This is a genomic window from Maridesulfovibrio sp., from assembly GCF_965230075.1.
In the GTDB taxonomy this organism is placed as follows: domain Bacteria; phylum Desulfobacterota; class Desulfovibrionia; order Desulfovibrionales; family Desulfovibrionaceae; genus Maridesulfovibrio.
Genome location: NZ_OZ245945.1, coordinates 2,332,843 through 2,357,734 on the forward strand (window position 1 = coordinate 2,332,843; position 24,892 = coordinate 2,357,734).

The following is a 24,892-nucleotide window of genomic DNA, read 5'->3' on the forward strand; positions in this document are numbered from 1 at the left end:
TTACACTCTCTCGATTTCTTTGGTGCCGAACAGCCCGTAAGGCTTGACCATAAGGATGATGACCAGCACCACAAAGGATGCCACTTCCTTGAAGCCGCCGAGATTCAGCAGGTCACGGGCAAGCCCTTCGCTGATATTCTCCAGCACACCGATGATGAGGCCGCCCAGTGCCGCCCCGAGCAGGGAATCGAGTCCGCCGAGGATAACAGCCGGAAAGACCTTAAGCCCCAGATGTCCGAGCTGGGAGTTGATGCCGTTGATGTTGCCGAGAATGATCCCGCCGATGGATGAAACCACCGCCGCAATGCACCATGACAGAGCGAAGATGTTCTTGATGCCGATGCCCATGGACTGCGCGGCCTGCTGGTCGAAAGCGGTTGCGCGCATGGCAATACCCAGAGACGAGTATTTGAAGAACAGTGAGAAGACCGCAAAGAGCAGCAGGCAAAGCACAAAGGCCGCGATGTAGACCGGGGCAATGGGCAAGCCGAAGACCATGATCGGTTCCTGCGGCAGGATGGGCGGGAAAACCCTGATCTGGGTTCCCCAAAAGACCTGTACCAGCGACTTCAGTATGGACGAAAGGCCGATAGTGACCATGACCACCGAAATGATGGGTTCGCCGATGAGTGGCCGCAGGACCATCCTTTCCACCAGTATTCCCAGAATGAGCGAGAAGACCAGCGTGATCAGGAACGAGAGCAGAAAAGGCAGCTGGTACTGCACGGTAAGCGCGAAACAGATGTAGGCACCGGCCATGACCATTTCACCCTGTGCGAAGTTGACCACCTTGGTGGCCTTGAAGATGATTACGAAACCAAGGGCCACCAGGCTGTAGATGGAACCTACCACGAGGCCGTTGATTATGAGTTGGAGATAATATTCCATTAGCGGGCCTCTCTGCTGATTTCGCGGATGGCAATGGGGCCGGACATGGTCCGTTCTGAGCCGTCCTGATATTTGATACGCGCGGTGAGATCGATCTCCTTTGCACCGTTGTAGAGAGCGTGGATGAGATCGCCGTAACGCTCGTTGATGATCTTGCGGCGGATTTTGCGGGTACGGGTCAATTCGCCGTCGTCTGCGTCCAACTCTTTGAAAAGCAGTGCGAAACGCTTAACCGAAGTGCCGTCCTGCAAGGATTCATTGATACCCGCGACTTCTTCGCTGATAAGGTCGTAGAGATTAGGGTTGGAGGCCAGATCCTGATACGTGGTGTAGGTCAGCTGCTGCTGTTCGGCCCAACGTCCGGCAATGTCGCTATCCAGACAGATAATGGCGGTGATGTAGTCGCGATCCTGCCCGATGACCACCGCTTCCTGCACGTAGGTGGAGAACTTGATCTTGTTCTCGATGAACTGCGGGGAGAAACGGGTGCCGGATTTAAGGGTCATGACATCGGAAAGGCGGTCGATGATGACCAGCTGTCCGTTGTCCTTGAAATATCCGGCATCACCGGATTTCAGCCAGCCGCTTTCGATGGTTTCAGCGGTGGCTTCTTCGTTTTTCAGATAGCCCCGGAATACAGCAGGACTTTTGGTCAAGACCTCGCCCTCTTCTGAAATTTTAATCTCAGTTTCCGGGATCGGTTCGCCCACAGTGTCAAAGCTGACGCAGCCGTCCTTGTGGATACAGGAAATCCCCGCAACCTCGGTCTGGCCGTAGATTTGCTTCAGGTTAATGCCCAGCGCATGAAAAAAAGTGAACGTGTCCGGACCGAGAGGTGCGCCACCGGTGGAGGCACTACGGATGCGGGAGAATCCCAAACGGTCACGCAAGGCCCGGAAAAGGCTGATTTCAGCCAGCCGATAGCCGAGCTTGTCCATGACTGATGGTGTTTTTCCATGCAATACCTTGTCGGCGTAATTAATGCCCAGCGGCAGGAACATATTGAACAGCCAGCGTTTGAACGGAGTTGTTTCCATGATCCGCACCCGGACCTTGGCAGCCATATTTTCCCACACACGGGGTGGTGAAAAGATAAGATGCGGCCCGATCTCGCGGATATTTTCCTGTACGGTGTCCGGTTCCTCCGGGAAGTTTACACAGAATCCGAAAAGCAACGCCGAAGCCACAGCCATCATCTGCTCACCCATCCATGCCAGCGGCAGGAAGGAAACAAATTCATCGGACTCCTTCTTGGGATCGGAATCACCAAGGTTCCAAGCCATGGAAAGCAGGTTCTCATGGGTCAGCATTGCCAGCTTGGGACGTCCGGTTGAACCGGAAGTGGTGGCGATGAGAGCCACGTCTTCAGGTTCAACTTCAGCGGTCCATGCTTCGAAGGAAGCGGCCTGCGCTTCGTTCATTTCACGGATTTCATCGAAGGACATCAGCCCTTCTTCATCGTAATCCACCAGCCCTTTGGGATCATGGTAGATGATGTATTTGAGGTCGGGCAGCTGATCGCGGATGGACAGGATCTTATCCACCTGTTCCTGATCCTCAGCCACCACGAGCCGCGCTTCGGAAAGGGTAAAAATATAGCCGATCTCATCCGCCGGGGAATCCTGATAAAGCCCCACAGAATAACCGCCGAGCCCCTGAATGGCCAGTTGCGCCCAGAGCCATTCAGGGCGGTTGTCACCGATAATGACAATGGCATCGCCCTTGCCAAAGCCCAAGGACTTAAGCCCGGCAGCGAATTCCGATGTTATTTCAAGGTACTGCCTGTAGGTAAACGACTGCCAGATGCCGAGATATTTCTCACGCATGGCTGTACGGGTCGCACGTTCGCGACCATTTTTGATCAGCAGTGCCGGAAGTGTTGTTTTATATGGACGGCTCATTTTACCTTCCTTGATAAAGCCCGCCCTCGTCTCCAAGGTAGGCACTGATAACTTTCTTGTTCTGCTGCACTTCATCGGGAGTTCCGCAAGCGAGGATACGTCCAAAATCAAGCACCACCACGTGATCGGAAATATCCATGACCACTCCCATATCGTGTTCCACCAGAAATACGGAGATGCCCCACTCCTCATTAATATCGAGAATGTAGCGGGCCATGTCTTCGGTCTCTTCCAAATTCATACCCGCCATGGGTTCATCAAGGAGCAGGAGTTCCGGTTCGGCGGCCAACGCGCGGCCCAGCTCCACCTTTTTCTGCACTCCGTAGGGCAGGTGTCCGGCGGCCTGATGACGGTAAGGGGAAAGTCCGAGAAAATCGATAATCTCCTCCACCCGCTGCCTGTGTGCGGACTCTTCCCGGCGGGCCTTGCCGAAGTAGAGAAGTGAGGACAAAATTCCGTAGTTGATACGCGAATGACGTCCCACCATCAGGTTGTCCAATACGGAAAGTCCCCTAAACAGGGCTATATTTTGAAAGGTGCGGGCCATACCGAAGTGGGTACGCTTGTTGGCCGGAGTTCCAAGCATCTCATCCCCTTTGAGGGTAATGGAACCGGTATCGGGAAAGTAGCGCCCGGAAATACAATTGAGCATGCTGGTCTTGCCCGCACCGTTAGGACCGATAAGCGAAGTGATGCTGCCCTTGCTCACGCCGCAGTTAACCCTTGAAAGTGCGGCAACGCCCTTGAAGGTCAGGGTTACATCCTTGACCTCAAGCAACGGTTCTCCCATAGGGACCGGGTCACAATCCGGTTTGAAAAAGGGGCTACTGCCATTCATCCCTGAAATCCTCCGGTCCAACTACATCGTATCCGTTCTTCTGCAGGGCAGCGGCAACGGATGAGGGATTATCGGCACTTACCCGAATGACGACCATTCTGCGGTCATCGTGATTGAATGTGCCTGTGGAAATAATGGAATAGCCAAGGTCGTCGATAAGGCTGGAAACATGCTTGAGCACGCCGGGGCGGTCCTCAACTTCGAAAACAATACGGGAACCGCCTTCGGCAAATCCCATCTCCTCGGCCAGTACGTCGAGAATGACATTGCGGTTGATATAGCCGCGAAGATTGCTTTCAGCGTCCAGCACCGCGAGTCCTGCCAGGTTCTTGCGGCGCATGATCACTGCTGCTTCCTCGATTTCAGTTTCGGGACTCACCGTAGTGATGTCTGTGCGCATGATCTTTTTTAAGGTCAGCTTGGAAAGCAGATAATTTATCTCGTGTTTGTCCAGCCCGGTCATGGAAGAAGGCATTGCAGCACTGATGTCTTCCTTGCGCACATAACCGACCAGCTTGCCACCATCCACGATGAGCAGCATCCAAAGCATATTGTCATCCATAAGAATGGAAGCATCTTCAGCCAGCGTATCCGGTGATTGCGGCATGAAGTCCTTCAGCATTTTAAGCCCGACGTACATTATATGAAAACCTCCTGAAGCAAATAAGTTCAGTCCCTTATTGAAAAGAACGTGCCAAAGGATGGCCACAAGTTTGTTCCGTGGATCTGCAATAAAATTATCATTTTATTTAAACAACTTACGGCAATAAAATATAATGAAAAGACTTAAAAGAATACTGTCAGCAAGAATCTGCACAGGCTCGATAAAATATTATTTTTGCAACTTTTGTTGACAGATTTTTATCAAGACGGGGGGAGAGCTACTTTTGTTGCACAAAAAACACTTTTGCAACTTTTGTTGCAGGAGCAACTTTGGTTGCAGTAGATTTCAAGCAATTCCTGATTCAGTCGAGCGTTTCGACTGATTCTTCCAACGTGTTCGACTATAAACTGATGCTATGGATGAAATTTCCAACTCTGTACGCAGATTTGCGGCACTATTCTTGCTGTTACCTGCTCCAAAACAAAAAGCCTCACAATGCGCTAACACACTGTGGGGCCTTACTTTTTTCTGGAGCCAACGATCATAATTGAACCGATGGCCTGCTGGTTAAGAAAAAGCTGACGCGAACTACTCTTAAAAAGAATTCGCGCCATATTGGCATCAAGCCTAAATTATTTACTGTAAATATAGAATAAGCACTGATCACCCAGCGGACAGGCAAAAACGATCAATCCTCTTTCAATTCCGCAACAGCCTCAACAAGGTGTTCATGCCAAATGTCGCGGAAATCCTCATACTCCAGAGAGCCTTTAAACACAGGCAAGACCTCACAACCCATGCCGGAAAGTATACTTTTCCATGACTTCTTGCCTTCACCGAACAGGTCTACATGAACATGATGTCCGGGAATACACATGAAAGGAACAAGATGGATCTTGCTGATTCCCCGGTCCAAAAAGTGGGAGCCAAGTTCCGCAGGCCCTGACTTGTCCATAAGTGTACCCACAAGCACATTGGGCAGGGAGCGTGAAAGCAAACCCTCAAGCGCCATATAGGCGGTATGCCCTTTATGATATGTTCCGTGTCCGATAAGGATAACCCCTTCATCTTCCTTTCGATCCGACGGCAGATAGCCGGACACAGCCTGTACGGTCCGGTCAAGGTCCTCCATCTTGTAAAGCATAGGAACACCCAAGGTTACCCGGCTAAGTCCCTTGCGGGGATGGCACATGGAGCGGGCCTGCTGCTCCACCCAGTCATATTCAACTCCGGGCAGGGTATGCAGGGACTGCACCGCCACATGACTGAACCCGTCATCGATCATTCGCGAAAGCGCTTCTGCAACGGAAAAGGCAGGGATACCGCGACTGCTCAATTTCCTGCGGATGCGGTTTGCAGTGAAAGCCCAACGGACATCCATATCCGGGAATCTTTCCCGGACTTCATCCTCAAATCTCTCATAAAGATAATGGGTCTCGGGCAGAGCGCAGCCAAAAGCTGTCAGCAGAATTCCGGTTTTACCCTCCAACGGTCCGGGAGAATAATCATAGGAATGGCTATGATCCCCGTGATGGTGATCACAATGATCGTGACCGTGGCATCCGTGCGCGCATTCTCCGCCGGAAGCAGGGTCATGAGCATGAGGGTTGCCAGTGTTCTTTTCTGTATCAAGATGCATAAATACTCTCTCCTATTTAATCTGATATTCGGACAGGGAAATCTATCAAAAACAACTTCAGGTCTCCCTGTGCACCATAGTGCAACGCACCGATCTCCCCGGTTCAATCTCAATTAGTCTACTGACACCCTTTGTGCATTGAGGTGCGGAGTGCTTACAGTAAACAGCAAAGGGGCATCCATTTTCCGTACCTTGCCTGCTTTCAAGATCCATGAAATCATTCACGAACTGTGATTCTGCGTGATTTTCGTCGGCAAGGAGCAGCTTCGTGTACGGATGCAGAGGTTTCTCAAAGACTTCTTCCGCCGGTCCGGTCTCCACAAACAGCCCTCCGAGCATAACAGCCACTTCATGAGCCATGGCCCTCACCGAACCCAGATCATGGGATATATAAAGATATGAGACTCCATTGTTCTCTTGAAAGGATTGCAGCAGGCTAAGAATCTGGGCCTGAATAGAACGATCCAGCGATGAGACTGGTTCATCGGCAATAACCAATGCCGGGGAAAGAGACATAGCCCTTGCGATCCCTATGCGTTGACGCTGCCCGCCGGACATCTCGTGCGGATGGCGCTGTAGCAGGTCCGGCACCAGCCCGACCATGGAAAGCAATTCGGGCAGTCGCTCTTCGGCTTCACTACGAGGCAGGCCATGGAGCAATAGAGGTTCCAGCAGCAGGTCACGGGCGTTGAAATTCGGGTTAAGCGAACCATCCGCATCCTGAAAAACCACCTGTATATTTTTGCGCAAGGCCTTTCTATCCCAGCGGGCAAAATTTTTGCCCCCGAATATTATGGAACCGGAATCCGGCTTGAGCAGCCCCGCTGCCATACGAGCCAAGGTGGTCTTTCCACATCCTGATTCTCCGATAACGGCAAGAGTCCTTCCCGGCGCAATATTCAGAGAGATCTCTCTTACCGCCGTATTGACCTGCCTGAAAAAGAACCCTGACCCGTAGCTCTTGCGCAACCCCTTAATCTCAATCACTGATGGTTGTGACAACGCACCCCTCCATTGAATTCCGGAACAACTGAAGCACACTGTGCACAGGAGCAGTTACATCTGGGCTGAAACCTGCATCCGCAGGGCAGATCGGTCAGAGCCGGAGGATTTCCCGGTATCGGTTCAGGCTTCTCCCCACCCATGGAACGACGCAATGCCGATGCGTAGGGATGCTTCGGACTATCCAGTACTTGCCCGGCTGGACCAACCTCAAGAATCTGTCCGGCATACATAACTGCAGCGGTCTCACAAAGCCTGCGGGCGGCTTCCCAATCATGGGTAATACACAAAAGAGCGGCCCCGGTCTCATCAAGGCAATCCCGCAACAACGTTAGGATACTGCGCCGTACAGTTGGGTCGAGGGCGGTGGTCGGTTCATCAGCCACAAGCAGAGCAGGATCTTTGGCCAGAGCCATGGAAATCATAACCCGCTGCCTCATGCCGCCTGACAATTGATGCGGAAACTGCCTGTATCTTTTTCGGGCTTCGGGTATGCGGGCCAGATCAAGAAGACGCAACGCCCTGCTCTTTGCATCCCGCCTACTGCAACCACGGCTTAGCCTGACCACCTCAGCGACCTGCCACCCCACAGGAAAAAGCGGGTTTAGGTAAGCCGAGGGCTGTTCAAAAATCATCCCAATGCCCTGACGCCTGACCATCCGCATTTCTTTTTCCGGGATCTGCAACAGATCTACGCCCTGAAACAGAACCTCGCCGGCCAATTTAGCCCCGGGAGGGAGCAAGCGCAGCAACGACAAAGCCAGAATAGTTTTTCCGCATCCGGATTCACCGACAAGGCATGCCTTCTCTCCGCGCCTAAGGCTGAAGCTCACCTCATCCACGGCCCGGACAATGCCGTCCACAGATTGAAAATGAACTTTCAAGTTCCTGATTTCAAGCAACGATCCGGTTTCCAAGCACATTTTATTCATGCAATTAATCCTCAGGACACAGTTTGCATTTTGCGCCAGTCTGAAAGGTTGCTGCGCGGATCAAGCATGTTCCGCAATCCTTCCCCCAGCAGGGTAAAACCAAGAACACTGACTGAAATCGCCGCCATTGCTGAAAGGGAAATGTGAGGGGCAGCTTCAAGCACTGGTATTCCTTTAATGAGCATAGTTCCCCACTCCGGAGTCGGTGGCTGCACCCCCAACCCCAGAAAACCCAGTCCGGCGATGTGAATGACCTTGCTGCCTATACCCAGTGTGGAAATAGTTACCACAGAGGGCAAAACTCCGGGCAGGATGCAATATCGAAGAATGTAAAGAGGCCCCGCCCCGATAGCCCGACTGGCTTCAACATATCCGCATTCACGCAGGGCTAAAGCTTTAGATCGGACAACTCTGGCATATTTGGGCCATCCCGGCAGTCCTAAAGCTATAACCAGACTGGTCGTGCTCGGCCCCATGATACTGATGGTAATAAGGGCCATGACAAAACCCGGAAAAGCAAAGAAACAATCGGTGATCCGCATAAGCAAAGCATCGAGGGGGCGGAAATAAGCGGCGCACACACCAAAGAGAGTTCCCACCAAAGCAGCCATGGCTGTGATGGAAACAGCCAGACCAAGCGACGGGCGCAATCCGTGAATAATGCGGCTGGCAACACAACGCCCCAGCTTGTCCGCCCCAAGAGGAAACTCCTCACTCGGTCCCTCCAGCCTATGGGCGAGATGCTGCCGATCCGGATCATGCGGAGCTATTTCAGAAGCAAAGATCGCGCAAAACATAAGGCCAAGACATAGAACCAGCCCGATCAGCATACCGGGGGTGAATCGGCTATCCTGCATGACTAAGCCCCTCCCGGATTCTCGAATCAAGCCCTGCCTGAATTATATCCACGGCAAGATTGATTAGGACATAGATGCAGGCAATGACCAACACACATCCCTGAACAACATAAATATCGCGGGCCTTGACCGCCTCAACCAACAGACTGCCCAGACCGGGCCAGAGAAAAATTGATTCAACAACCACAGCTCCGCCGAACAGATACCCCATCTGCGCTCCCAGATAGGTCAGTACCGGAGGAAGCGCATTCTTCATAGCGTGGCGTCCGGTTACACGGCACTCCCCCATGCCCTTTGAGCGTGCGGTGATTACATACTTTTCCTCAAGAGCCTGAACCATACATGTACGCATCAACCGCGTGGTTATCCCGGAACTGGAAATAGCCAGAGTCAGTGCCGGAAGAATCAGGTTTGCTATTGATCCGTATCCAGCAACAGGCAGCAAATCCATTTGCACGGAAAAGATCAGGAAAAGTATGATTGCAATGCAAAAATCCGGAATAGAAACGACCGCCAGCGACCCGGCCATTGTGGCTTTATCCACCCACGTTCCGGACATAGAGGCGGAAAGGGAACCGAGAGGAAGAACGATAAACAAGGCCAGCAGAATTGCTGTTCCCGCCAGCAGCGCGGATGGCCCCAAAGCCTGCTTTATCTCGGAAACCACGGTCTGTCCGGTTTGGTAGGAGCGGCCAAGATCCCCTCCAACAGTTCTCTTGAGCCAACGCCAGTACTGGACATGTATAGGCCGATCCAGCCCCATTTCCTTCTCAAGCTCCAGCACAGCAGCCTTCGGAGGTGTTTCCGATTCGGTTAATGAACGCAGAGCTATTTCAGCCGGATTCCCCGGACTGAGTACCAATGACAGAAAAGCCGCAACGCTGACCCCGAACATAACCGGAGCCAGCGATGCGATTCTTTTTATTATAAACAAAAACACTGTTACTTTTTCAGGATAACGGTTTCCAGATGATAGCTGCTTTCAGTAGGATGCATTGTGTACCCTTCAACACCTTTGGCCACAGCATCCACATTCACATAGTAGTTGAGGAATATCATGGGAACTTCCTCCATGAGTATTGCCTGAACCTGATCATAAATGGACTTGCGTTCAGCCTGTTTGAAAACTTTTCTGCCTTCCAGCAGCAGTTCATCAACTTTGGGGTTACTGAAATGGTAAGCACCCCAGCCCTTTTTAACAGTGTTGGCAGAATAGTAGTCCTTCATAAGATTGTAATCCGGGTCAGGAACAAACAGCAGCCCACGTCCGACGAGGAACATATCGAAATCGCCTCTGTTGCGAATTGACTGTGCTGCGTCAACCTGAGTCACAACCAGTTCGACATCAAAACCGACATCATTCAACTGAGCCTGCATAACTTCAGCTGTGGGCGGCAGTGCTGCACGCTCAGGATAAGTAACCAGCTTGACCTTAAGCTTCTTACCGTCTTTCTCTCTTACGCCATCGCCGTCAGCATCCTTCCATCCGGCCTGATCGAGAAGCTTCTTTGCTCCTGCCTGATCAAAAGAAAAACCTTTCAACTTATCATTCGCCCAATAAACCATGGGAGGATATAAAGTAGTTGCGGATTCCCCCATTCCCTCAAGTACATACTTAACAAGGTCATCACGGTTTACGGCCATACTGGCTGCCTTGCGCACGAGGACATCAGTAAAAGGCCCTTCAGCCATATTCAATGCCACAATACGGCAACGACCGACTGCTGTTCTGAAAACTTCAAATTTATCAGACTTCTCCATTGATGCGACAGAGTCAGGAGGCAGGATCATAGCGATATCCAGATCTCCGGCGCGGAGCATGCCCATCCGGGTAATGGCATTGGGAACGCCTCGATAAACCACCTTGGCGATCTTTGCCTTTTCCCCCCAGTAATCGGGGTTGCGCTTGGTGATAACGTGATCCTTCACTTTCCAGCTTTCAAAGATAAAGGGGCCGGTTCCCACAGGATTAACAATTTCACCGGCAGAATCAAAAGAAGACATTGCCAGAGGAGAAGTTTCCCCCATGGACAGATATGCTCCCAGCGGAGCGAAAGGCTCGGAGGTCTTCAGCACGAGAGTGTGATCATCGGGTGCTTCAATGTTTTCGAGAGGTACGGCTTTGAGCAGGGAACCTTTTTTCTGCAAACGCTCCAGACAGAATTTAACAACTCCGGCACTGAGAGGTGTTCCATCGTGAAAAGCGATTCCCTCACGAAGTTTGAAAGTCCAGGTGGTCTTGTCCGGAGAAACTACCCATGACTCTGCCAGTCCAGGCTTCAGCTCCAGATCTTGACCCACTTCGATTAAATTTTCAGTAACTCCCAGACGCTTAAACACATACCCGGCTTTTTGAATGTCCAAGGTTTTGGGTCCCCATGGACCAGCAACATTCAAAACATTTTCAGCGGCAAACACAGCCGAACCCAGCACAACAACCATACACAGGCTCAGCATAAATATTTTAAGGGACAGGCGACAGCTCAGTAACATGAATCCTCCATCTTGATTAATTTGTTGACACGCTAATAAAAAAAGTGACATGAATCAAGCATTAAAAATCATATCAACATCAATAAAGACATCATAGATAACCACAATCAATAACAGGAGCTGATGATGAATCTGCAAAAAACTACATCATGGAAAGAAATCTGGAGTGACCAGATGGAGGACATGGCTGCCCGGAGTGACACGGGCTATTGGAACCGAAGAGCCGAAGATTACAATGATTTTATCACATCAAGCAGATTCGGATATGGCAAGAAGATGTGCGAAACCCTAACTGAAGAGGGTGTTATAGATACAAATTCATCAGTTCTTGAAATCGCATCAGGAGTGGGAGCAGTAACACTCCCCCTTGCCCGCCACTCAAAAGAAGTGATTGCAGTAGAACCGGCCCAGTCCATGGCGGACCTACTAGAAGCCAATTCCGACTCCGCCGGGGTCAAAAATATAAGAATTGAAGTTACGGATTTTGCTTCATTTGCCGCTCAAGCTCAGGACAACAGCTACGACCTAGTCTTTCTCTGCCATGCAGCATGGCAATTCCCTGACATTGAGGAGCTGATCAATGAAATGAGCAGAATTTCGCGCGGCTTCTGCTGTCTGGCGGACACTATGGGAATGGGGGATGCCGAGAATCATCAGATGCAACGCAAACTGGGGATCAATGCACCGGAACTGGACCGATCCCTGTATCTTTACAATATATTGAATGAACTGGGCAGACCTGCAGACCTGTCCAACGTCAGTTACATCATGCGCCGCTCCACGGATTCAGCAAGATCCATGTGGACAAATCTCGTTTCTAAGTATCGTACGGTTTCAGCCGAAGACAGCGAACTCATTGAACAGCACGTGAACACCCAAAGCAATTCCGGATTTTACGAAGTCCCGGCAGTCATGTCGTTGATGTGGTGGAGGGCATAGTGAATAAGGAGGTAAGCATGACAGAGAAAACAATGGATGAGAAGCAAAGTGTAAAGTATTGGGATACCCTTTGGGCCGAACGCTGGGATACCCGCGAAACAATGTATGTGGGCAATGCCCATCTAAACTACTGGCAGGCCAGAGCTGAAGATTTCTCTGTAGGACGCAAAGCCTGCGACTATGACTTCGGACGCAGTATCCTTTCCGCCCTCGGCTCAAGACTGCCGGAGCAGGCCGAAGTGCTGGATGTCGGCTGCGGCCCGGGCAGCATACTAGTGCCCATGGGACAAGCCGGACACCGGGTAACAGCAGTAGAACCCGCTGAAAAAATGATCGGGCAACTGCGGGCCAACGCGGACTCTGCCGGAGTAGATCAATATGAAGTAATCCCCAAAATCTGGCAGGACGTAAACACCAACGGCCTTAAAGATTGTTTTGACCTCGCTCTTTCCGCCATCACCATGTGGATGTTCCGCGATTTGCGGGTGCAGCTGGAACGTCTGGAATCGGTATCACGCAACCTCTGCTGTGTTGTGGGCGGTGCCGGAGGGGAAACAAGCGGACACAGCGACGGCATGTGGAATTCCATCATGGGTGATGTTCCGCAGCCCGGATATTCCGAGTTCCCCCTGGCCTACAACCTTCTCTACGCCATGGGCCGACAACCGGAAGTCCGTATTGTGAACTACTCCACCCAAAGATCTGCTGAAAGCAAAATACATCAACAGAAACTCTTCTATGCAAAATACACAAAAATTACCCCGCAAACGAAAGAACTGATTGAGCAGAACGTTATGTCCTCCGCACAGGACGGTATTGTCCATGAAAACTGCAAAGCATCCGTGATTTTCTGGAAAAGCAGATAAAGGTTAGACTTGGTAGTTGCCAAAACACCCTCAAAAACACAGCGTTTTGTACACTTATTTGTGGACAATTTGCGTGCAGAGCAATTACCCATTCTTCTTCAAATATTTGCTCACCGCCTGCCGGGTAACCCCGATAAGCTGGGCTGCTGAGGACTGATTGCCCTTAGTGCGGCGCAGGGCTTCATCAATAAGTCTGGCTCGGACTTCTTGCAAAGTAGGTAGGCGGATACCGAAAGTAACGCTTTCTTCAGAATCAGAAACCGGAGCAACTGTTTCAAAGGATTCTCCCGGCACTACCAGCAGTTTTTTGAAGTGCTCAGGCTTAACTTCTTTGTAACCGCAGATGCTTGCGGCATCATGAACCAGATGCTGTAATTCGCGCACATTTCCCGGAAAAGGATAGTTATCCAGAAAAGCAGAAAGCTCATGAACATCCGCTTCAACTTCGCTGGATGTTTCAGCTTGAACGTCATTAAGAAAATGGGAAATTAGCAACGGCAGATCTCCTCTGCGTTCCCTTAGCGGCGGGATATTCAACATGTGCCCGCGCAACCGGAAGAACAAATCCTTACGAAATTTGCCCTGCTCCTGCATAGCGATAACCGACTGGTGGGTGGCGGTAATGATCCGGGCGCTGGAACGCTTAGCCATATCCGACCCCAGCGGCATAAACTCGTGTTCCTGCAACAAACGCAACAGCTTGGTCTGGGAAGCCGGACTGAGGTCCCCGATTTCATCAAGGAACAGAGTGCCATTCTTGGCTTTTTCCACCAAACCGATACGTGCTTCAGTAGCTCCGGTAAATGCTCCTTTCTTGTGCCCGAAGAGGGTATCCGAAAAAACATTGTCATCCAGCCCGGCAACATTAACCGCTACGAAATCGCCCTTGCGTCCGCTGGCATTATGCACCGCTCTCGCAATAAGTTCCTTTCCAACCCCGGACTCCCCGGTAACCAATACCGGACGGGAGGTCTCAGCAATTGCTTCAATATATTTGAAGATGGAGATCATATCCTTATGCGCAGTGACAATCTCAGAGAAGACTTCCGGACGATCCGGTAAATCCTTGAAAAAACGCTGTTGCAGGGAATTGTTCTCCTGTCGTAGCTCGAAAATCTCAATGGCGTGGCGGATTCCGGCGATAAGCGTATTACGGTCCTCGGTCTTGACGATAAAGTCGAAAGCACCCTTGCGGATACAATTGACCACGGCTTTGATCTCGTTCAGCCCGGAAATAACCAGCACCGGAAGTTCTGGATGCTCCTCAACAATCTGCGGGATAAGTTCTTCTCCGGAAACTCCGGGCATCATCAGGTCCACCGCCACGGCGCAGAACTGACGCTGGGCAAGCGTTTCCATGGTCTTGGTGCCGTCATTAAGCAAAACGACATTATCAATTCCCTGAGAACGCAGGGTGGCCCGAAAACTTTGCAGCCACGAATCTTCATCATCAATCAGTAATAGTGGGTATCTGGGTGTCAGTCCTGTACTTTTATTCATCATTTTCCCCGTCAGTGATTACCGGAATTGAAAATTTGGCAATGGTCCCGCCGTCTGGATTAGCGAAGAATTCCAAGCTGCCGCCATGTTCCTGCACAATGGTCGAAGATACGGACAACCCCAGCCCGGTACCCCCGCTGGTCCGCTTGGTGGTAAAAAACGGGTCGGTGATCTTCTTCAAATGCTCTTCAGCAATGCCGACCCCTTCGTCACAAACTACAATCTCAACAAGCTTTTCACGTTCAACATACTTGGAAGAAAGAAAAATCCCCTGATTGCGGTCAGTGAGGGCTTCGCAGGAATTGACCAGCAAGTTGATCAACACCTGCGAAAGACGCTGTGAATTACCACGAACCTGCGGCAAATCATCCACAAGATCCAGCTCAAAACGAACAGTTTTATGGCTGATCAGATTTTCCAATAGGCGCAAGGAATTATTGATAACATCCACAAGATCAACTTCCCACATCAGCTCACCGGGTTCCAACCGCGAGTAATCCTTCAGGCTGTTCACTATCCCGCTGATACGGCTGGCACCTTCCTGCATACGGGCCAGCAAATCAGGCATGAAGCTGCGCAACTCGTTATATTCCAGCCCGCCAGCAAGGAAATCTCCATTCTCATGGTAATAATCTTCAAGAACAGGGGTGATATCACGCCAGATTTCATCCAGCAGAGGCAAGTTCAAGGTCATGAAGCTGTTCGGATTATTGATTTCATGAGCCATGCCGGAAACCAAGACTCCCAGTGAAACCATTTTGTCGGCTTGGATTAGCTGCTGCTCTTTTTCCTTGGCCTGCCGCTCCGACTCCACCCGTTCGGTAATGTCGCGTATCGCGCAGACCCCGACTCTCTCGCCCTGAAAAATAATCTCCCGCTGCTGAATTTCACAAATAAGCATGCGCCCGTCGCGGCTGCGAAAACTGGCCTCAAAACGGGATTTACGGTTCTTCGCCGTATGAAAACGGACTGTATCGCGGCTGTCAGGATCAGCAAGATCATCAATATTCAGTCCGGCAAATTCCTCCTGAGAGTAACCGAACAGTCGCTGCCCGGCCCGGTTGGTGGTCAGGATTTCACCTTCATGATGGATAAAAATAGCCTCAAAAGTTGACTGGGCAAGCTGGCGGAAACGCTCTTCACTTTCGCGCAGAGCCGCCTCAGCCACCCGACGGCGCGCAATGGCTTGGGCCTGTAAAAAGTTCTTTCGGGCCAGAATGGAAATCTGGTTGGCAATAAGGCAAAGAGCATTGCAGACACTCAAGAACTGTTCCCGGGACATAACGGGGACTTCTTCCAGTGCCTCCATGAATTCATCTTCATCTGCACCTATTTCATGAGCATACTTTTTAATTCTGTCGTCGTTGATCGGCGGACAACGAACCTGCCCGATGATCCAGTTGGCAATATGGCGGTCACCGACATAGAAACTGGTTCCACCGTCCCAGAGCCCACCACTCAAACATGGACGCATGATCGGTTCCAGCGGGCTTTTGGTCCCAAAAGAGGCATCGGAACGCATGCAGTTCTTTAAACCCTTTTCAGTCTTGCGGATAACATCATTGCAAAGGCGGCAGAAACGGCTGGGGCGGGTAATAGGTCTACCATCAAGGTCAGTAATAATTGAAGCTACGTTGGTGGCTTCAGAAAAGGCATCCTGAATACGCTGAATGGCTTCAACATCAAAATAATCCTCGAACCTGTACTCCCTGCCGTTCTTTTCAAGATCAGTAAAACGGGAATTAAGATTACAATCCTTCCCGAAATCACCGCAAAGGGTACGGGTTGCCTCAAGCTCAGCCACCCTGCCACGCAAGGTGTTCAGCTCTTCAATGAAGTCCTCATGAACATCGGTCTTTTTATCTTTATCTAATTCCATTTCGACTAAACCTTCTTCTACATCCCACAGCATTTTCAATGCCAGCCATGAAATCGCCTGCAAACAAGGTAAACACATCCCTCTCTTCTGCGCAAATCATCCCTTCTGCTCTCAAAACAGCCTTAAATGACAACCTTGGTCAACCAAATGTCAACCAAACGAACATTAACAACATAACCAACTATAAATATTTAACTATTCTGACACAAAATCTATTTACGACCATACCCGTGTCAACCTGCGCTGACATCCCATTTTCAGCTCAATTATGCCCAAAAAGTCACCAAAGAGAGCTAACCTACTGCAATTCAAAATAGAACCACTCATGGCACGTTTTTCTCTTTAAGGAAGTCCGTAACGCGATGGAAGGTGAATAGAATTTTCAAATTTTAACTAAAGGAAAACCGATGCCGGTAACAACAGAAATTGCGCTGCGCATGGTCGCTGCCGCACAAAAAAAAGCGGATGAAATCGGTGTCCCCATGGTCATCGCCGTGGTTGATCAGGGTGGTAATCTTCTTGCTCAGGTCCGCATGGATGATGCCCTTCTAGTGAGTATCGACCTATCCCTGAACAAGGCCTACACCGCCGTAGCCGCAAAAATGAGTACCGAAACCCTATGCTCGGTAAGTCAACCCGGCGGAGAACTCTACGGCATCCACAACGCAGACAATGGACGCATTGTCATTTTCGGCGGGGGACTGCCCATTGAAGAAAACGGAAAAGTAATCGGTGGAATAGGTGTCAGCGGCGGAAGTGTGGCTCAAGACACAGCTTGTGCGGAAGCAGGTCTCGCAGCTTATTAATAAATTTTAAATTTAAGGAATAGAATCATGACCAAGAACAAACCCAGCGTTGAAATCCCCAAAACCGTCGGCGCATCCGGCAGAGTAACCAAAACCCTTGACCGTTTCCTGAATACCGCCCCGGCAGTCTGCGCCGAACGTGCGGTGCTGATCACTGAATCCTACAAGGAAACCGAAGGCCAGCCCATGGCCATCCGCCGCGCCAAGGCTCTGGAAAAAATTCTTTCCGGCATGTCAATCTTCATTCAGGACGATGAGCTCATCGTCGGTAACCAGTGCTCCATGCCCCGCTCCGCGCCCATCTTTCCTGAATTTTCCTGCAAATGGGTTGAAGAAGAACTGGACCGCCTTGAAAAAAGAACCGCTGACGTATTCCTCATTTCCGAAGACGTAAAAGCCAAACTGCGCGAAGCTTTCACCTACTGGGACGGCAAGACTGTTAACGAAATCGCATCCCAGCTTATGCCTGCCGAATCCCTCGAAGCGCACAACGATGTTGTCTACACCGTTGGTAACTACTTCTATAACGGCGTAGGACACATCTCCGCCAACTACGAGAAAGTGCTCAACGTCGGTATCAACGCCATCATCAAGCAGGCTGAAGACAAACTGGCTACCCTTGATTTCGCAGACGGTGAACAGCTCAACCAGATGCATTTCCTCAATTCAGTCATCACTGCTAATAAAGCAGTTGTCGCTTTTGCCGAACGCTTTGCCGATCTGGCTGAAAAAATGGCTTCCGCCTGTGAAGAGCCGACCCGCAAAATCGAACTCAATGAAATCGCCCGCATCTGCCGCAAAGTTCCGGCCCAGCCCGCAGAGAACTTCCAGGAAGCATTGCAGGCCTTCTGGTTCGTACATCTGGTCATCCAGATCGAATCCAACGGCCATTCCATTTCTCCCATGCGTTTTGACCAGTACATGAATCCCTTCCTGCAGAAAGACGATATCTCCATCGAACAGGCTCAGGAAATGCTGGACATGCTCTGGATCAAATTTGCTGAACTGAACAAGGTCCGCGATGAAAACTCCACCATGGCCTTCGCTGGATACCCCATGTTCATGAACCTGATCGTAGGTGGACAGAAGCGCGACGGTTCCGATGCAACCAACGCCATGTCCTACCTCGTTCTGCAGGCCGGAGCTAACACCAAACTGTACGCTCCTTCCCTGTCCATCCGCATCCATGAAGGCACCCCCGATCCGCTTTACAAAAAGGCAGCAGAACTAAGCCGCATGGGTATGGGGTACCCCGCATACTACAACGATAGAGTTATCGTACCCGCACTGCTGGCCCGTGGTCTTGAGCGTGAAGATGCCCGGGATTACGGTATCATCGGTTGTGTTGAGCCTCAGGTGGGCGGCAAGACCGAAGGCTGGCATGATGCAGCTTTCTACAACATGTCCAAAATCATCGAGCTGGCCCTCAATGATGGTGTTGACCAGCGTACCGGAAAGCAGATCGGACCCAAATCCGGCAAGATGGAAGAGTTCAAATCCTTTGAAGACGTCATGGAAGCATACACCCAGCAGACTTCCTACTTCGTCAAGCTCATGGCTGCCGCTGACAACGCAGTAGACATGACTCACGGCAAGCATTGCCCGCTGCCCTTCCTTTCTTCACTCGTTGATGATTGCATTGCCGAAGCCAAATCCTTGCAGGAAGGCGGAGCGCACTACAACTTCACCGGACCTCAGGGCGTAGGTGTTGCCAACGCAGGTGACTCCCTGACCGCTATCAAGAAAATGGTTTTCGATGAAGAAGCCATCACTCTCAAAGACCTGCATGCAGCACTGGCCAACGACTTCGAAGGTCAGGAAGACCTGCGCATGATGCTGATCAACCGTGCACCCAAATACGGCAACGATGACGATTACGCTGATGAAATCGCCAAGGAAGCCGCGCTGATCTACTGCGAGGAAGTTAACAAGTACACCAACCCCCGTGGCGGTAAATTCCAGCCCGGTCTGTACCCCGCTTCCGCAAACGTGCCCCTCGGTTCCGTGGTTATGGCAACCCCTGACGGACGTAAAGCATGGTCACCGCTGGCAGACGGCGTATCGCCCATCTCCGGTTACGATTCCTGCGGTCCCACTGCATCCGTACTTTCGGTTGCCAAGCTGGACCACGAAATCGCTTCCAACGGAACCCTGCTGAACCAGAAGTTCCACCCCTCCGCCATCGAAGGCGAAAAGGGTCTGGAAAACCTCAAGGCCGTTACCGAAGCATACTTCCAGAACGGCGGGTTCCACGTGCAGTACAACGTCATCAGCCGAGACACCTTACTCGATGCTCAGGCCAACCCTGAAAAACACAAAGGACTCGTTGTCCGCGTAGCTGGATACAGCGCATTCTTCACCGCGCTCGATAAATCCCTGCAGGACGACATTCTCGCACGTACTGAACAGAACTTCTAAAGAAGATGCCTCCGGCGGCTGGGGAAGGGGAAACTCTTGCAAGAGTTTCCCCTTCCCCAGACCCTATCCCCTTCAGAACCTTTTATTAGGCTTCGCCGATGGGGATGGCATTTTCTGCGTAGAAATTAAGAACGAATATTCCCTATTAAAACGTTTTGGGATTCTTAAACCCTTTTGGAAAAGGGTTTAAGGCCCCCGGCAGGGCGCCCCGCGAGGTCGCCGAAGGCAAATTTTATGAGATGGAAAGAACGGCAGCATAAATTCAGTTTAGACGACAAGGACAAGGCTAATCTTACGGGACTGGTCTTTGATATTCAGCGTTTTGCTGTGCATGACGGTAACGGTATTCGCACACTGGTCTTTTTGAAGGGCTGCCCGTTGCGCTGTAAATGGTGCCAGAACCCGGAATCCATGAGCAGTAAACCTGAAATTATGCGCATCCCGCACCACTGTATCAGCTGTGTGAAGTGCGCTACCCTCTGCCCGGAACAGGCCATTGAATACCGAGAAGACGGAGTATTCATTGACCGCGACAAATGTACCTATTGCGGTGAATGTGTTGAAAAATGCTACGCTGGATCCATGACCATTGTCGGGCGCTATCTGACTGTGGATGAGGTCATGGAAGAAGTGGAACGGGACCGCCCGTTTTACAATACTTCAGAAGGTGGAGTCACTTTTTCCGGCGGCGAACCGACCATGCAACCCGCATTTTTAATTGCAGCACTGAAAGATGCAAAAGAGCGGGGATTACATACCGCAATTGAATCCTGCTGTTTGTGCTCCCCTAAAACCTTTACCAAAGTTTTGGAATACACAGACCTAGTGCTCACCGACATCAAGCATATGGATTCAAACCGCCATAAGGAACTAACCGGAATGCCCAACGAGCAGATTCTGGAAAACATCCGCATGGCTGCAAAGATGGGTAAGAAACTGCGCATCCGCATCCCGCTCATTCCTGGCTGTAATGATTCGGAAGAAAACATCGAAGCAACTGCTAAGTTTGTGGAGTCGCTCGGCGAAAGTGTCGAAGGGCTGGACATCCTGCCCTACCATCGTCTTGGCGAACCCAAATGGGAACAGCTTAACCGTGAATACGCTCTCAGCGGAGTTAAGCCCCCGGAACGGGAGCATGTCTTAAATTTGAAAGCAATCGTTCTGCCGCACTGTCCTAATGTTTCAGTGGGAGGTTAGGCGAAAAGCCTCACTGCTTACACACTGTGAGGTTAATTTGCATTAAGATGGTATATCTAAAACAAAATGAATTCAGGTATCTTTAAAAAGTGAGAAAGGTCCTGTCGAAAGACAGGGCCTTTCTGAGTTTGTTTACCAATTCACAAAAAAAATTTATTCACCGCTTAAAACAAAACAGACCAAAAGGATTTAGCGATAGATATGAATGAATTAATGAACTGCACCAGACACCTGAAGGGATACAAAAAAAACATCGTTGCCTCAGCTACAGGACTTGGTTTTATCAGTGATTTTTTACAGCCGCTGGCATCTTTTTCAAAATGGATATTAATCATCTGCGTAGTAATTTGTGCTTTATGTGCACCTTTTTTGGCATTCAGTAAGCACCGTAAACGCGCAATCAGTGTTTATGTTTATGCACTGCTCATGTGTTTAATTTGTGGTCCACTCTATTCTGTCCAGATATCAGGATATTCAGACTACGGAATCTTCGCCTACATCTTCCCTAAAGTGCATACTCTTCAAGATGAACTCGGCATAAGCAAAAAACTCGACAACATTTCAGCTGATGTAAAAATTATAAAAGAAGATGTTTCAGACATAAAAACTGAAGTAACAAAATCATTTCGCGGAAATGAGCTGTTAACACTGGTTAAGAAAAGAGATAAAGCCGGGCGGATAGATTTATTAGGTGAAATGAAAAGATACAGAGTGACGGGAGAGATAAGCTCAAACGACTTTATGAAAATTTATTCTTTATACCCCGTTAATTATAGAAAACAATTAGCAAGCTTTCTTTACGCAAACATTGAGCCCAATTTAACTGCAGAACAATTTTTCACCGGTTTTAAGCTAAGCAAACCTGCCTCACACTGGGCAACATTAATGCAACCCAAAGTAGGGAAAAAATTCAGCAGTACAGAGCTAAAAAAATATATGCCCTACATTCCTGTTGAGATTCGTAAATCTGTTTTAAGCAGCATCCTTGCTCAAACAAAAATTACAACAGTGCAGGAAGGGATATATTTCTCCAAAATGTTCGGGGAGGACTCTCTTATACCTTTGTTTATAAGCAAGAACTACCTGACCCTGAGCCCTTCAGAGTTAATTAATCTTTTTGTTAAGCACCCAAGGATATGCAATAAAAATGCACATTCTCTCATTCATCACACTAAATACATAGATGCAGCCACTGCTAAGAAACTAATACAGCAGTGTAAAGTTGATCCAATTATGATACTTACACTTATCCGTTCTGCCAACAACGGCAAGTCTTCTCCCCCTGAAGATATCAACTCGCTGAAAGCAGTTATCAACAGTGAATTCGTATGGAAAACCGGTTTTAATACATTATTTAAGTAAAGAAGCAACAAACACACGAAACAATAAAAAAGCTCCGATTCAATATGAACCGGAGCTTTTTAACTTTGACTTAAGTGCCCCTGCCAAAAGACCGGGTTTTTTAATCATTCCAAAACAACGGGACACCGTCCCGGCGACGGCTAAACCAGCTCAGACTTCCTGAACTTCAAAGCCAAGCCAGCAATCACCAACAGGACCACATCCCGGATGATAGTCATCTGCATGTCAGAGGCACTAGAGGCGTCGGTAGAGAAACAACCACAAGCCACGTCTATGCCCCGGTAGAGGTTGGCTGAAAGAGCTGCGATGAAGACGAGCAGCATGGCTACCAGAATCGCTACGGCTGCATCTACAAACAAACCGCAAACCAGCATAGCTCCGCAAACAAATTCCAGCCACGGCAGGAAGAATGCCACCGGGCCGATCATTATTTCAGGCAGAATCTGATAATTCTTAATGATCTCAGCGAAAGCCAATGGATCAACAATCTTATCCAGACTGGCGACAATAAATACAATCCCGAGAATGATGCGGGGTAATGATCTGAACTCCATTAGTTTGCCTCCAAATCCATTCCGGCTCCGATCCAGCCGTCTATGCCTTCAGTGTATACGGTCACGTCCCTGAAGCCCTGCTCCACCAACTTCTTGGCTACAATAAGACTCTTACCACAGGAAAGACCATCACAATAAACAATCACCGGAAGGGCACGATCGATCCGGGCTACCTGAGCCGCGAATGCATCCCCTTCCAGATCGACAGGGATATTTAATGCACCGGGGATATGCCCCATGGCAAATTCCATATCGCTACGGGCATCCACGAAATAATATTTCCCGGGCACATAGTCCTGCAACAAGTCAGTAGAGCTGGCTTCCCCTATTTCTGGAGGCTGCGGATGACTAAGCTCCGCAAGTGTATACGATTTGGAACGGGCCGTATTAAACGCTACAGCCAATCCGCCGGAGATGACACAGATTAATACTACTTTGACCAGAAACCCGGTTACTTTACCAAACTTCATTAGATTCGCCTGAGTTCGAATTAATAATTATCCCGCAGGATTTCTTAATAACAATTTGAAAAGATTGCACCGATTCATGCAGGAATGCAAGCGCAGCGCAAGAATAGGGCAATAAAAAAGGGTGTGTTCATGAAGAACACACCCTTCTTTCAGCGAGACCGGACACCCGGGATAAACCGTTACCGCTGCTTCCTTTCGGACCTGACGGGGTTCACAGCGCACCCGCCATCCGGCCTCTCTGTCAAAAAACTTTTCGTCGTTGCGACGAGATGAAATACCTATTGATTCCGGCTGAAACTGTCAAGCCTTATTACTGAAAATTCTAACTTATTTTTAAAATTACTTTAAAAATGGATTGTTACAGATTCTGCAAAATTCGAAAACTGAACGACAACTCTTTATCTCAGCCCTTGTTTCTGCTTAACTATACCGACTCAACCGCAAAAAACAAATCCTAATCCCGGAGAATTAATATGGACGCGAAAAACGTTAAAGATGTTGAAGGCATCAAAGTTCAGCAGATCGGCTACAAAGGTGAAAACCACGAAGTGAAAGGAGTAACCATCCGCTGGCTCTCCAAATCCGGTCAGGACGAAAACGGCCAGCCTGAATACGGCCTGCGTCACTTTACCGTTGAACCGGGCGGAGAAATCCCGGCCCATAATCACTTCTATCTCCAGACTGTCTATGTTGAGAAAGGACAGTTCGAATGTTTTGCTTACGACCCGGAAACCGATGAAGTAGTCGAGAGCAAAATCTGCGGCCCCGGAGACTTCGTATTTTCCGAATGCATGGAGCCGCACGGCATGCGCAACATCAGCGACACCGAAGAAGCAACCTTCCTCTGCTGCATCGGCTGTGTTTATGAGAAGTAATATATAAACTGATAAGAAAGTGCCAGATGCAAGGCACAAGAAAAGGCCCGCTCAGTATCATGACGGGCCTTTCTTTTTAAATGTCGGTGTTGATCCAAATTGCCGGTTTGAATCAGGAGTTAGAGTGTCAATTCTGGAAAACTGCTTACCTTAATAATACATTATGATGCTTTTTTAGCAAGCTGAATTCTATAATTAATTATGTCGTCTACGGTCAGCACGGGCATATCGTGCTTCTGGCCGAATTCAACAATCTCCGGCAGCCTTGCCATGGTTCCGTCAGGGTTGGTCAACTCACAGAGAACACCACAAGGATTGAGACCAGCGAGAGTCATCATATCAACAGTAGCTTCTGTGTGCCCTTCTCGTTCCAGAACACCGCCAGCACGTGCACGCAAGGGGAACACATGTCCGGGCCTGTGCAGGTCATCAGCCTGAGCACCATCGGCAATAGCGGCTTTTACGGTAGTTACACGGTCAGCTGCGGAAACACCGGTGGTCACACCCTCGGCAGCTTCGATAGTGACGGTAAATCCAGTCTGATAGCGACTGGAGTTAGACTCGACCATCATGGGCAAACCAAGCTGCTGGGTCTTTTCCTCGGTCAGGCACAGGCAGACAATACCGCTGCATTCGCGGATCATCATAGCCATCTGCTCGTCACTCAACTTTTCCGCAGAAAAGATAAGGTCGCCTTCATTCTCGCGACTCTCATTATCAGTGACAAGAATTCCACGACCTTCACGCAAAGCCTGAAGACCTTTTTCTACCCTCTCAACAGGGGTACCATACTGGGATAACAGATTCTGATTCATGGTAAATCTCCATATTTCAGTTACCAGAATCAGGGCGATAGAATAGACAGCTGCTCA

Annotated in this window: 22 protein-coding genes and 1 other RNA gene; 7 read left to right on the top strand and 16 right to left on the bottom strand. The window is 49.8% G+C overall.

All coding sequences use genetic code 11. The features are described from left to right. The 10 genes from ACO05Z_RS10500 to ACO05Z_RS10545 form a co-directional block, all read right to left on the bottom strand. Positions 1 to 888 (bottom strand): branched-chain amino acid ABC transporter permease, encoded by an 888-nt coding sequence (locus tag ACO05Z_RS10500; protein ID WP_163295739.1) that lies wholly within the window; start codon positions 886 to 888, stop codon positions 1 to 3. After that, on the bottom strand, positions 888 to 2,789 hold the full coding sequence (locus ACO05Z_RS10505; protein ID WP_421902138.1) for an AMP-binding protein: 1,902 nt from the start codon (positions 2,787 to 2,789) through the stop codon (positions 888 to 890). Before ACO05Z_RS10505 ends, ACO05Z_RS10500 begins: the two co-directional genes overlap by 1 nt. A 1-nt stretch (position 2,790) precedes the next feature. Beyond that, positions 2,791 to 3,627, bottom strand: coding sequence for an ABC transporter ATP-binding protein (locus ACO05Z_RS10510; protein ID WP_421902139.1), 837 nt, complete (start codon positions 3,625 to 3,627; stop codon positions 2,791 to 2,793). Then, positions 3,614 to 4,267, bottom strand: a complete 654-nt coding sequence (locus ACO05Z_RS10515; RefSeq protein WP_421902140.1) for a CBS domain-containing protein — start codon at positions 4,265 to 4,267, stop codon at positions 3,614 to 3,616. The genes ACO05Z_RS10510 and ACO05Z_RS10515 overlap by 14 nt, the downstream gene beginning before the upstream one ends. 652 nt (positions 4,268 to 4,919) lie before the next feature. Then, positions 4,920 to 5,870 carry a sirohydrochlorin cobaltochelatase gene (locus ACO05Z_RS10520; RefSeq protein WP_421902141.1) on the bottom strand — a complete coding sequence of 317 codons (951 nt, stop codon included), beginning with the start codon at positions 5,868 to 5,870 and terminating at the stop codon, positions 4,920 to 4,922. 57 nt (positions 5,871 to 5,927) lie between these two features. After that, positions 5,928 to 6,872, bottom strand: coding sequence for an ABC transporter ATP-binding protein (locus ACO05Z_RS10525; protein WP_421902142.1), 945 nt, complete (start codon positions 6,870 to 6,872; stop codon positions 5,928 to 5,930). Continuing rightward, positions 6,854 to 7,804, bottom strand: a complete 951-nt coding sequence (locus tag ACO05Z_RS10530) for an ABC transporter ATP-binding protein (protein WP_421902143.1) — start codon at positions 7,802 to 7,804, stop codon at positions 6,854 to 6,856. Before ACO05Z_RS10530 ends, ACO05Z_RS10525 begins: the two co-directional genes overlap by 19 nt. 11 nt (positions 7,805 to 7,815) lie before the next feature. Continuing rightward, positions 7,816 to 8,661, bottom strand: a complete 846-nt coding sequence (locus ACO05Z_RS10535) for an ABC transporter permease (RefSeq protein WP_421902144.1) — start codon at positions 8,659 to 8,661, stop codon at positions 7,816 to 7,818. Continuing rightward, entirely contained in the window at positions 8,651 to 9,595 is a 945-nt protein-coding gene (locus ACO05Z_RS10540; RefSeq protein ID WP_421902145.1) for an ABC transporter permease, read from the bottom strand. The genes ACO05Z_RS10535 and ACO05Z_RS10540 overlap by 11 nt, the downstream gene beginning before the upstream one ends. An 8-nt stretch (positions 9,596 to 9,603) precedes the next feature. Further along, a complete protein-coding gene (locus tag ACO05Z_RS10545) occupies positions 9,604 to 11,154 on the bottom strand; it encodes an ABC transporter substrate-binding protein (RefSeq protein WP_421902146.1) in 1,551 nt (516 codons plus the stop codon). Positions 11,155 to 11,280: 126 nt separating this feature from the next. On the opposite strand from ACO05Z_RS10545, the gene ACO05Z_RS10550 reads away from it, so the two are divergent. Next, on the top strand, positions 11,281 to 12,093 hold the full coding sequence (locus tag ACO05Z_RS10550; protein ID WP_421902147.1) for a class I SAM-dependent methyltransferase: 813 nt from the start codon (positions 11,281 to 11,283) through the stop codon (positions 12,091 to 12,093). 17 nt (positions 12,094 to 12,110) lie between these two features. Then, positions 12,111 to 12,959 (top strand): class I SAM-dependent methyltransferase, encoded by an 849-nt coding sequence (locus ACO05Z_RS10555; RefSeq protein WP_421902148.1) that lies wholly within the window; start codon positions 12,111 to 12,113, stop codon positions 12,957 to 12,959. A gap of 84 nt (positions 12,960 to 13,043) precedes the next feature. On the opposite strand, the gene ACO05Z_RS10560 is transcribed toward ACO05Z_RS10555, so the two are convergent. Together ACO05Z_RS10560 and ACO05Z_RS10565 are read right to left on the bottom strand one after the other, a co-directional pair. Beyond that, positions 13,044 to 14,459, bottom strand: coding sequence for a sigma-54-dependent transcriptional regulator (locus ACO05Z_RS10560; RefSeq protein WP_421902149.1), 1,416 nt, complete (start codon positions 14,457 to 14,459; stop codon positions 13,044 to 13,046). Continuing rightward, the gene (locus tag ACO05Z_RS10565; RefSeq protein ID WP_421902150.1) at positions 14,452 to 16,416 is read right to left on the bottom strand and encodes a PocR ligand-binding domain-containing protein; all 1,965 of its coding nucleotides are present in this window, start codon (positions 16,414 to 16,416) and stop codon (positions 14,452 to 14,454) included. Before ACO05Z_RS10565 ends, ACO05Z_RS10560 begins: the two co-directional genes overlap by 8 nt. Positions 16,417 to 16,745: 329 nt before the next feature. Between ACO05Z_RS10565 and ACO05Z_RS10570 the strand changes: the two genes are divergently transcribed. The 4 genes from ACO05Z_RS10570 (at position 16,746) to ACO05Z_RS10585 (ending at position 22,121) form a co-directional block, all read left to right on the top strand. Beyond that, positions 16,746 to 17,144: a GlcG/HbpS family heme-binding protein gene (locus ACO05Z_RS10570; RefSeq protein WP_421902151.1), complete on the top strand. Its 399-nt coding sequence runs from the start codon at positions 16,746 to 16,748 to the stop codon at positions 17,142 to 17,144. 27 nt (positions 17,145 to 17,171) lie between these two features. Next, positions 17,172 to 19,562: a glycyl radical protein gene (locus ACO05Z_RS10575; protein ID WP_421902152.1), complete on the top strand. Its 2,391-nt coding sequence runs from the start codon at positions 17,172 to 17,174 to the stop codon at positions 19,560 to 19,562. Between the two features lie 234 nt (positions 19,563 to 19,796). Continuing rightward, positions 19,797 to 20,759, top strand: coding sequence for a glycyl-radical enzyme activating protein (locus ACO05Z_RS10580; RefSeq protein ID WP_421902153.1), 963 nt, complete (start codon positions 19,797 to 19,799; stop codon positions 20,757 to 20,759). A 201-nt stretch (positions 20,760 to 20,960) separates the two neighbouring features. Next, a complete protein-coding gene (locus ACO05Z_RS10585) occupies positions 20,961 to 22,121 on the top strand; it encodes a hypothetical protein (RefSeq protein ID WP_421902154.1) in 1,161 nt (386 codons plus the stop codon). A 140-nt stretch (positions 22,122 to 22,261) separates the two neighbouring features. On the opposite strand, the gene ACO05Z_RS10590 is transcribed toward ACO05Z_RS10585, so the two are convergent. The 3 genes from ACO05Z_RS10590 to ffs all read right to left on the bottom strand — a co-directional run bounded on the left by ACO05Z_RS10590 (position 22,262) and on the right by ffs (position 23,387). Further along, positions 22,262 to 22,675, bottom strand: a complete 414-nt coding sequence (locus tag ACO05Z_RS10590; RefSeq protein WP_421902155.1) for a MauE/DoxX family redox-associated membrane protein — start codon at positions 22,673 to 22,675, stop codon at positions 22,262 to 22,264. Next, positions 22,675 to 23,145 (bottom strand): rhodanese-like domain-containing protein, encoded by a 471-nt coding sequence (locus ACO05Z_RS10595; RefSeq protein WP_421902156.1) that lies wholly within the window; start codon positions 23,143 to 23,145, stop codon positions 22,675 to 22,677. Before ACO05Z_RS10595 ends, ACO05Z_RS10590 begins: the two co-directional genes overlap by 1 nt. A 146-nt stretch (positions 23,146 to 23,291) precedes the next feature. Next, an RNA gene (gene ffs, locus ACO05Z_RS10600) (signal recognition particle sRNA small type) lies at positions 23,292 to 23,387 on the bottom strand. A 231-nt stretch (positions 23,388 to 23,618) separates the two neighbouring features. Here ffs and ACO05Z_RS10605 point away from each other — a divergent pair. After that, the gene (locus ACO05Z_RS10605) at positions 23,619 to 24,020 is read left to right on the top strand and encodes a cupin domain-containing protein (RefSeq protein ID WP_421902157.1); all 402 of its coding nucleotides are present in this window, start codon (positions 23,619 to 23,621) and stop codon (positions 24,018 to 24,020) included. A gap of 161 nt (positions 24,021 to 24,181) precedes the next feature. Here the strand turns inward: ACO05Z_RS10605 and ribB are convergent, their stop codons facing one another. Continuing rightward, on the bottom strand, positions 24,182 to 24,835 hold the full coding sequence (ribB, locus tag ACO05Z_RS10610; protein ID WP_421902158.1) for a 3,4-dihydroxy-2-butanone-4-phosphate synthase: 654 nt from the start codon (positions 24,833 to 24,835) through the stop codon (positions 24,182 to 24,184). Between the last annotated feature and the right edge of the window lie 57 nt (positions 24,836 to 24,892).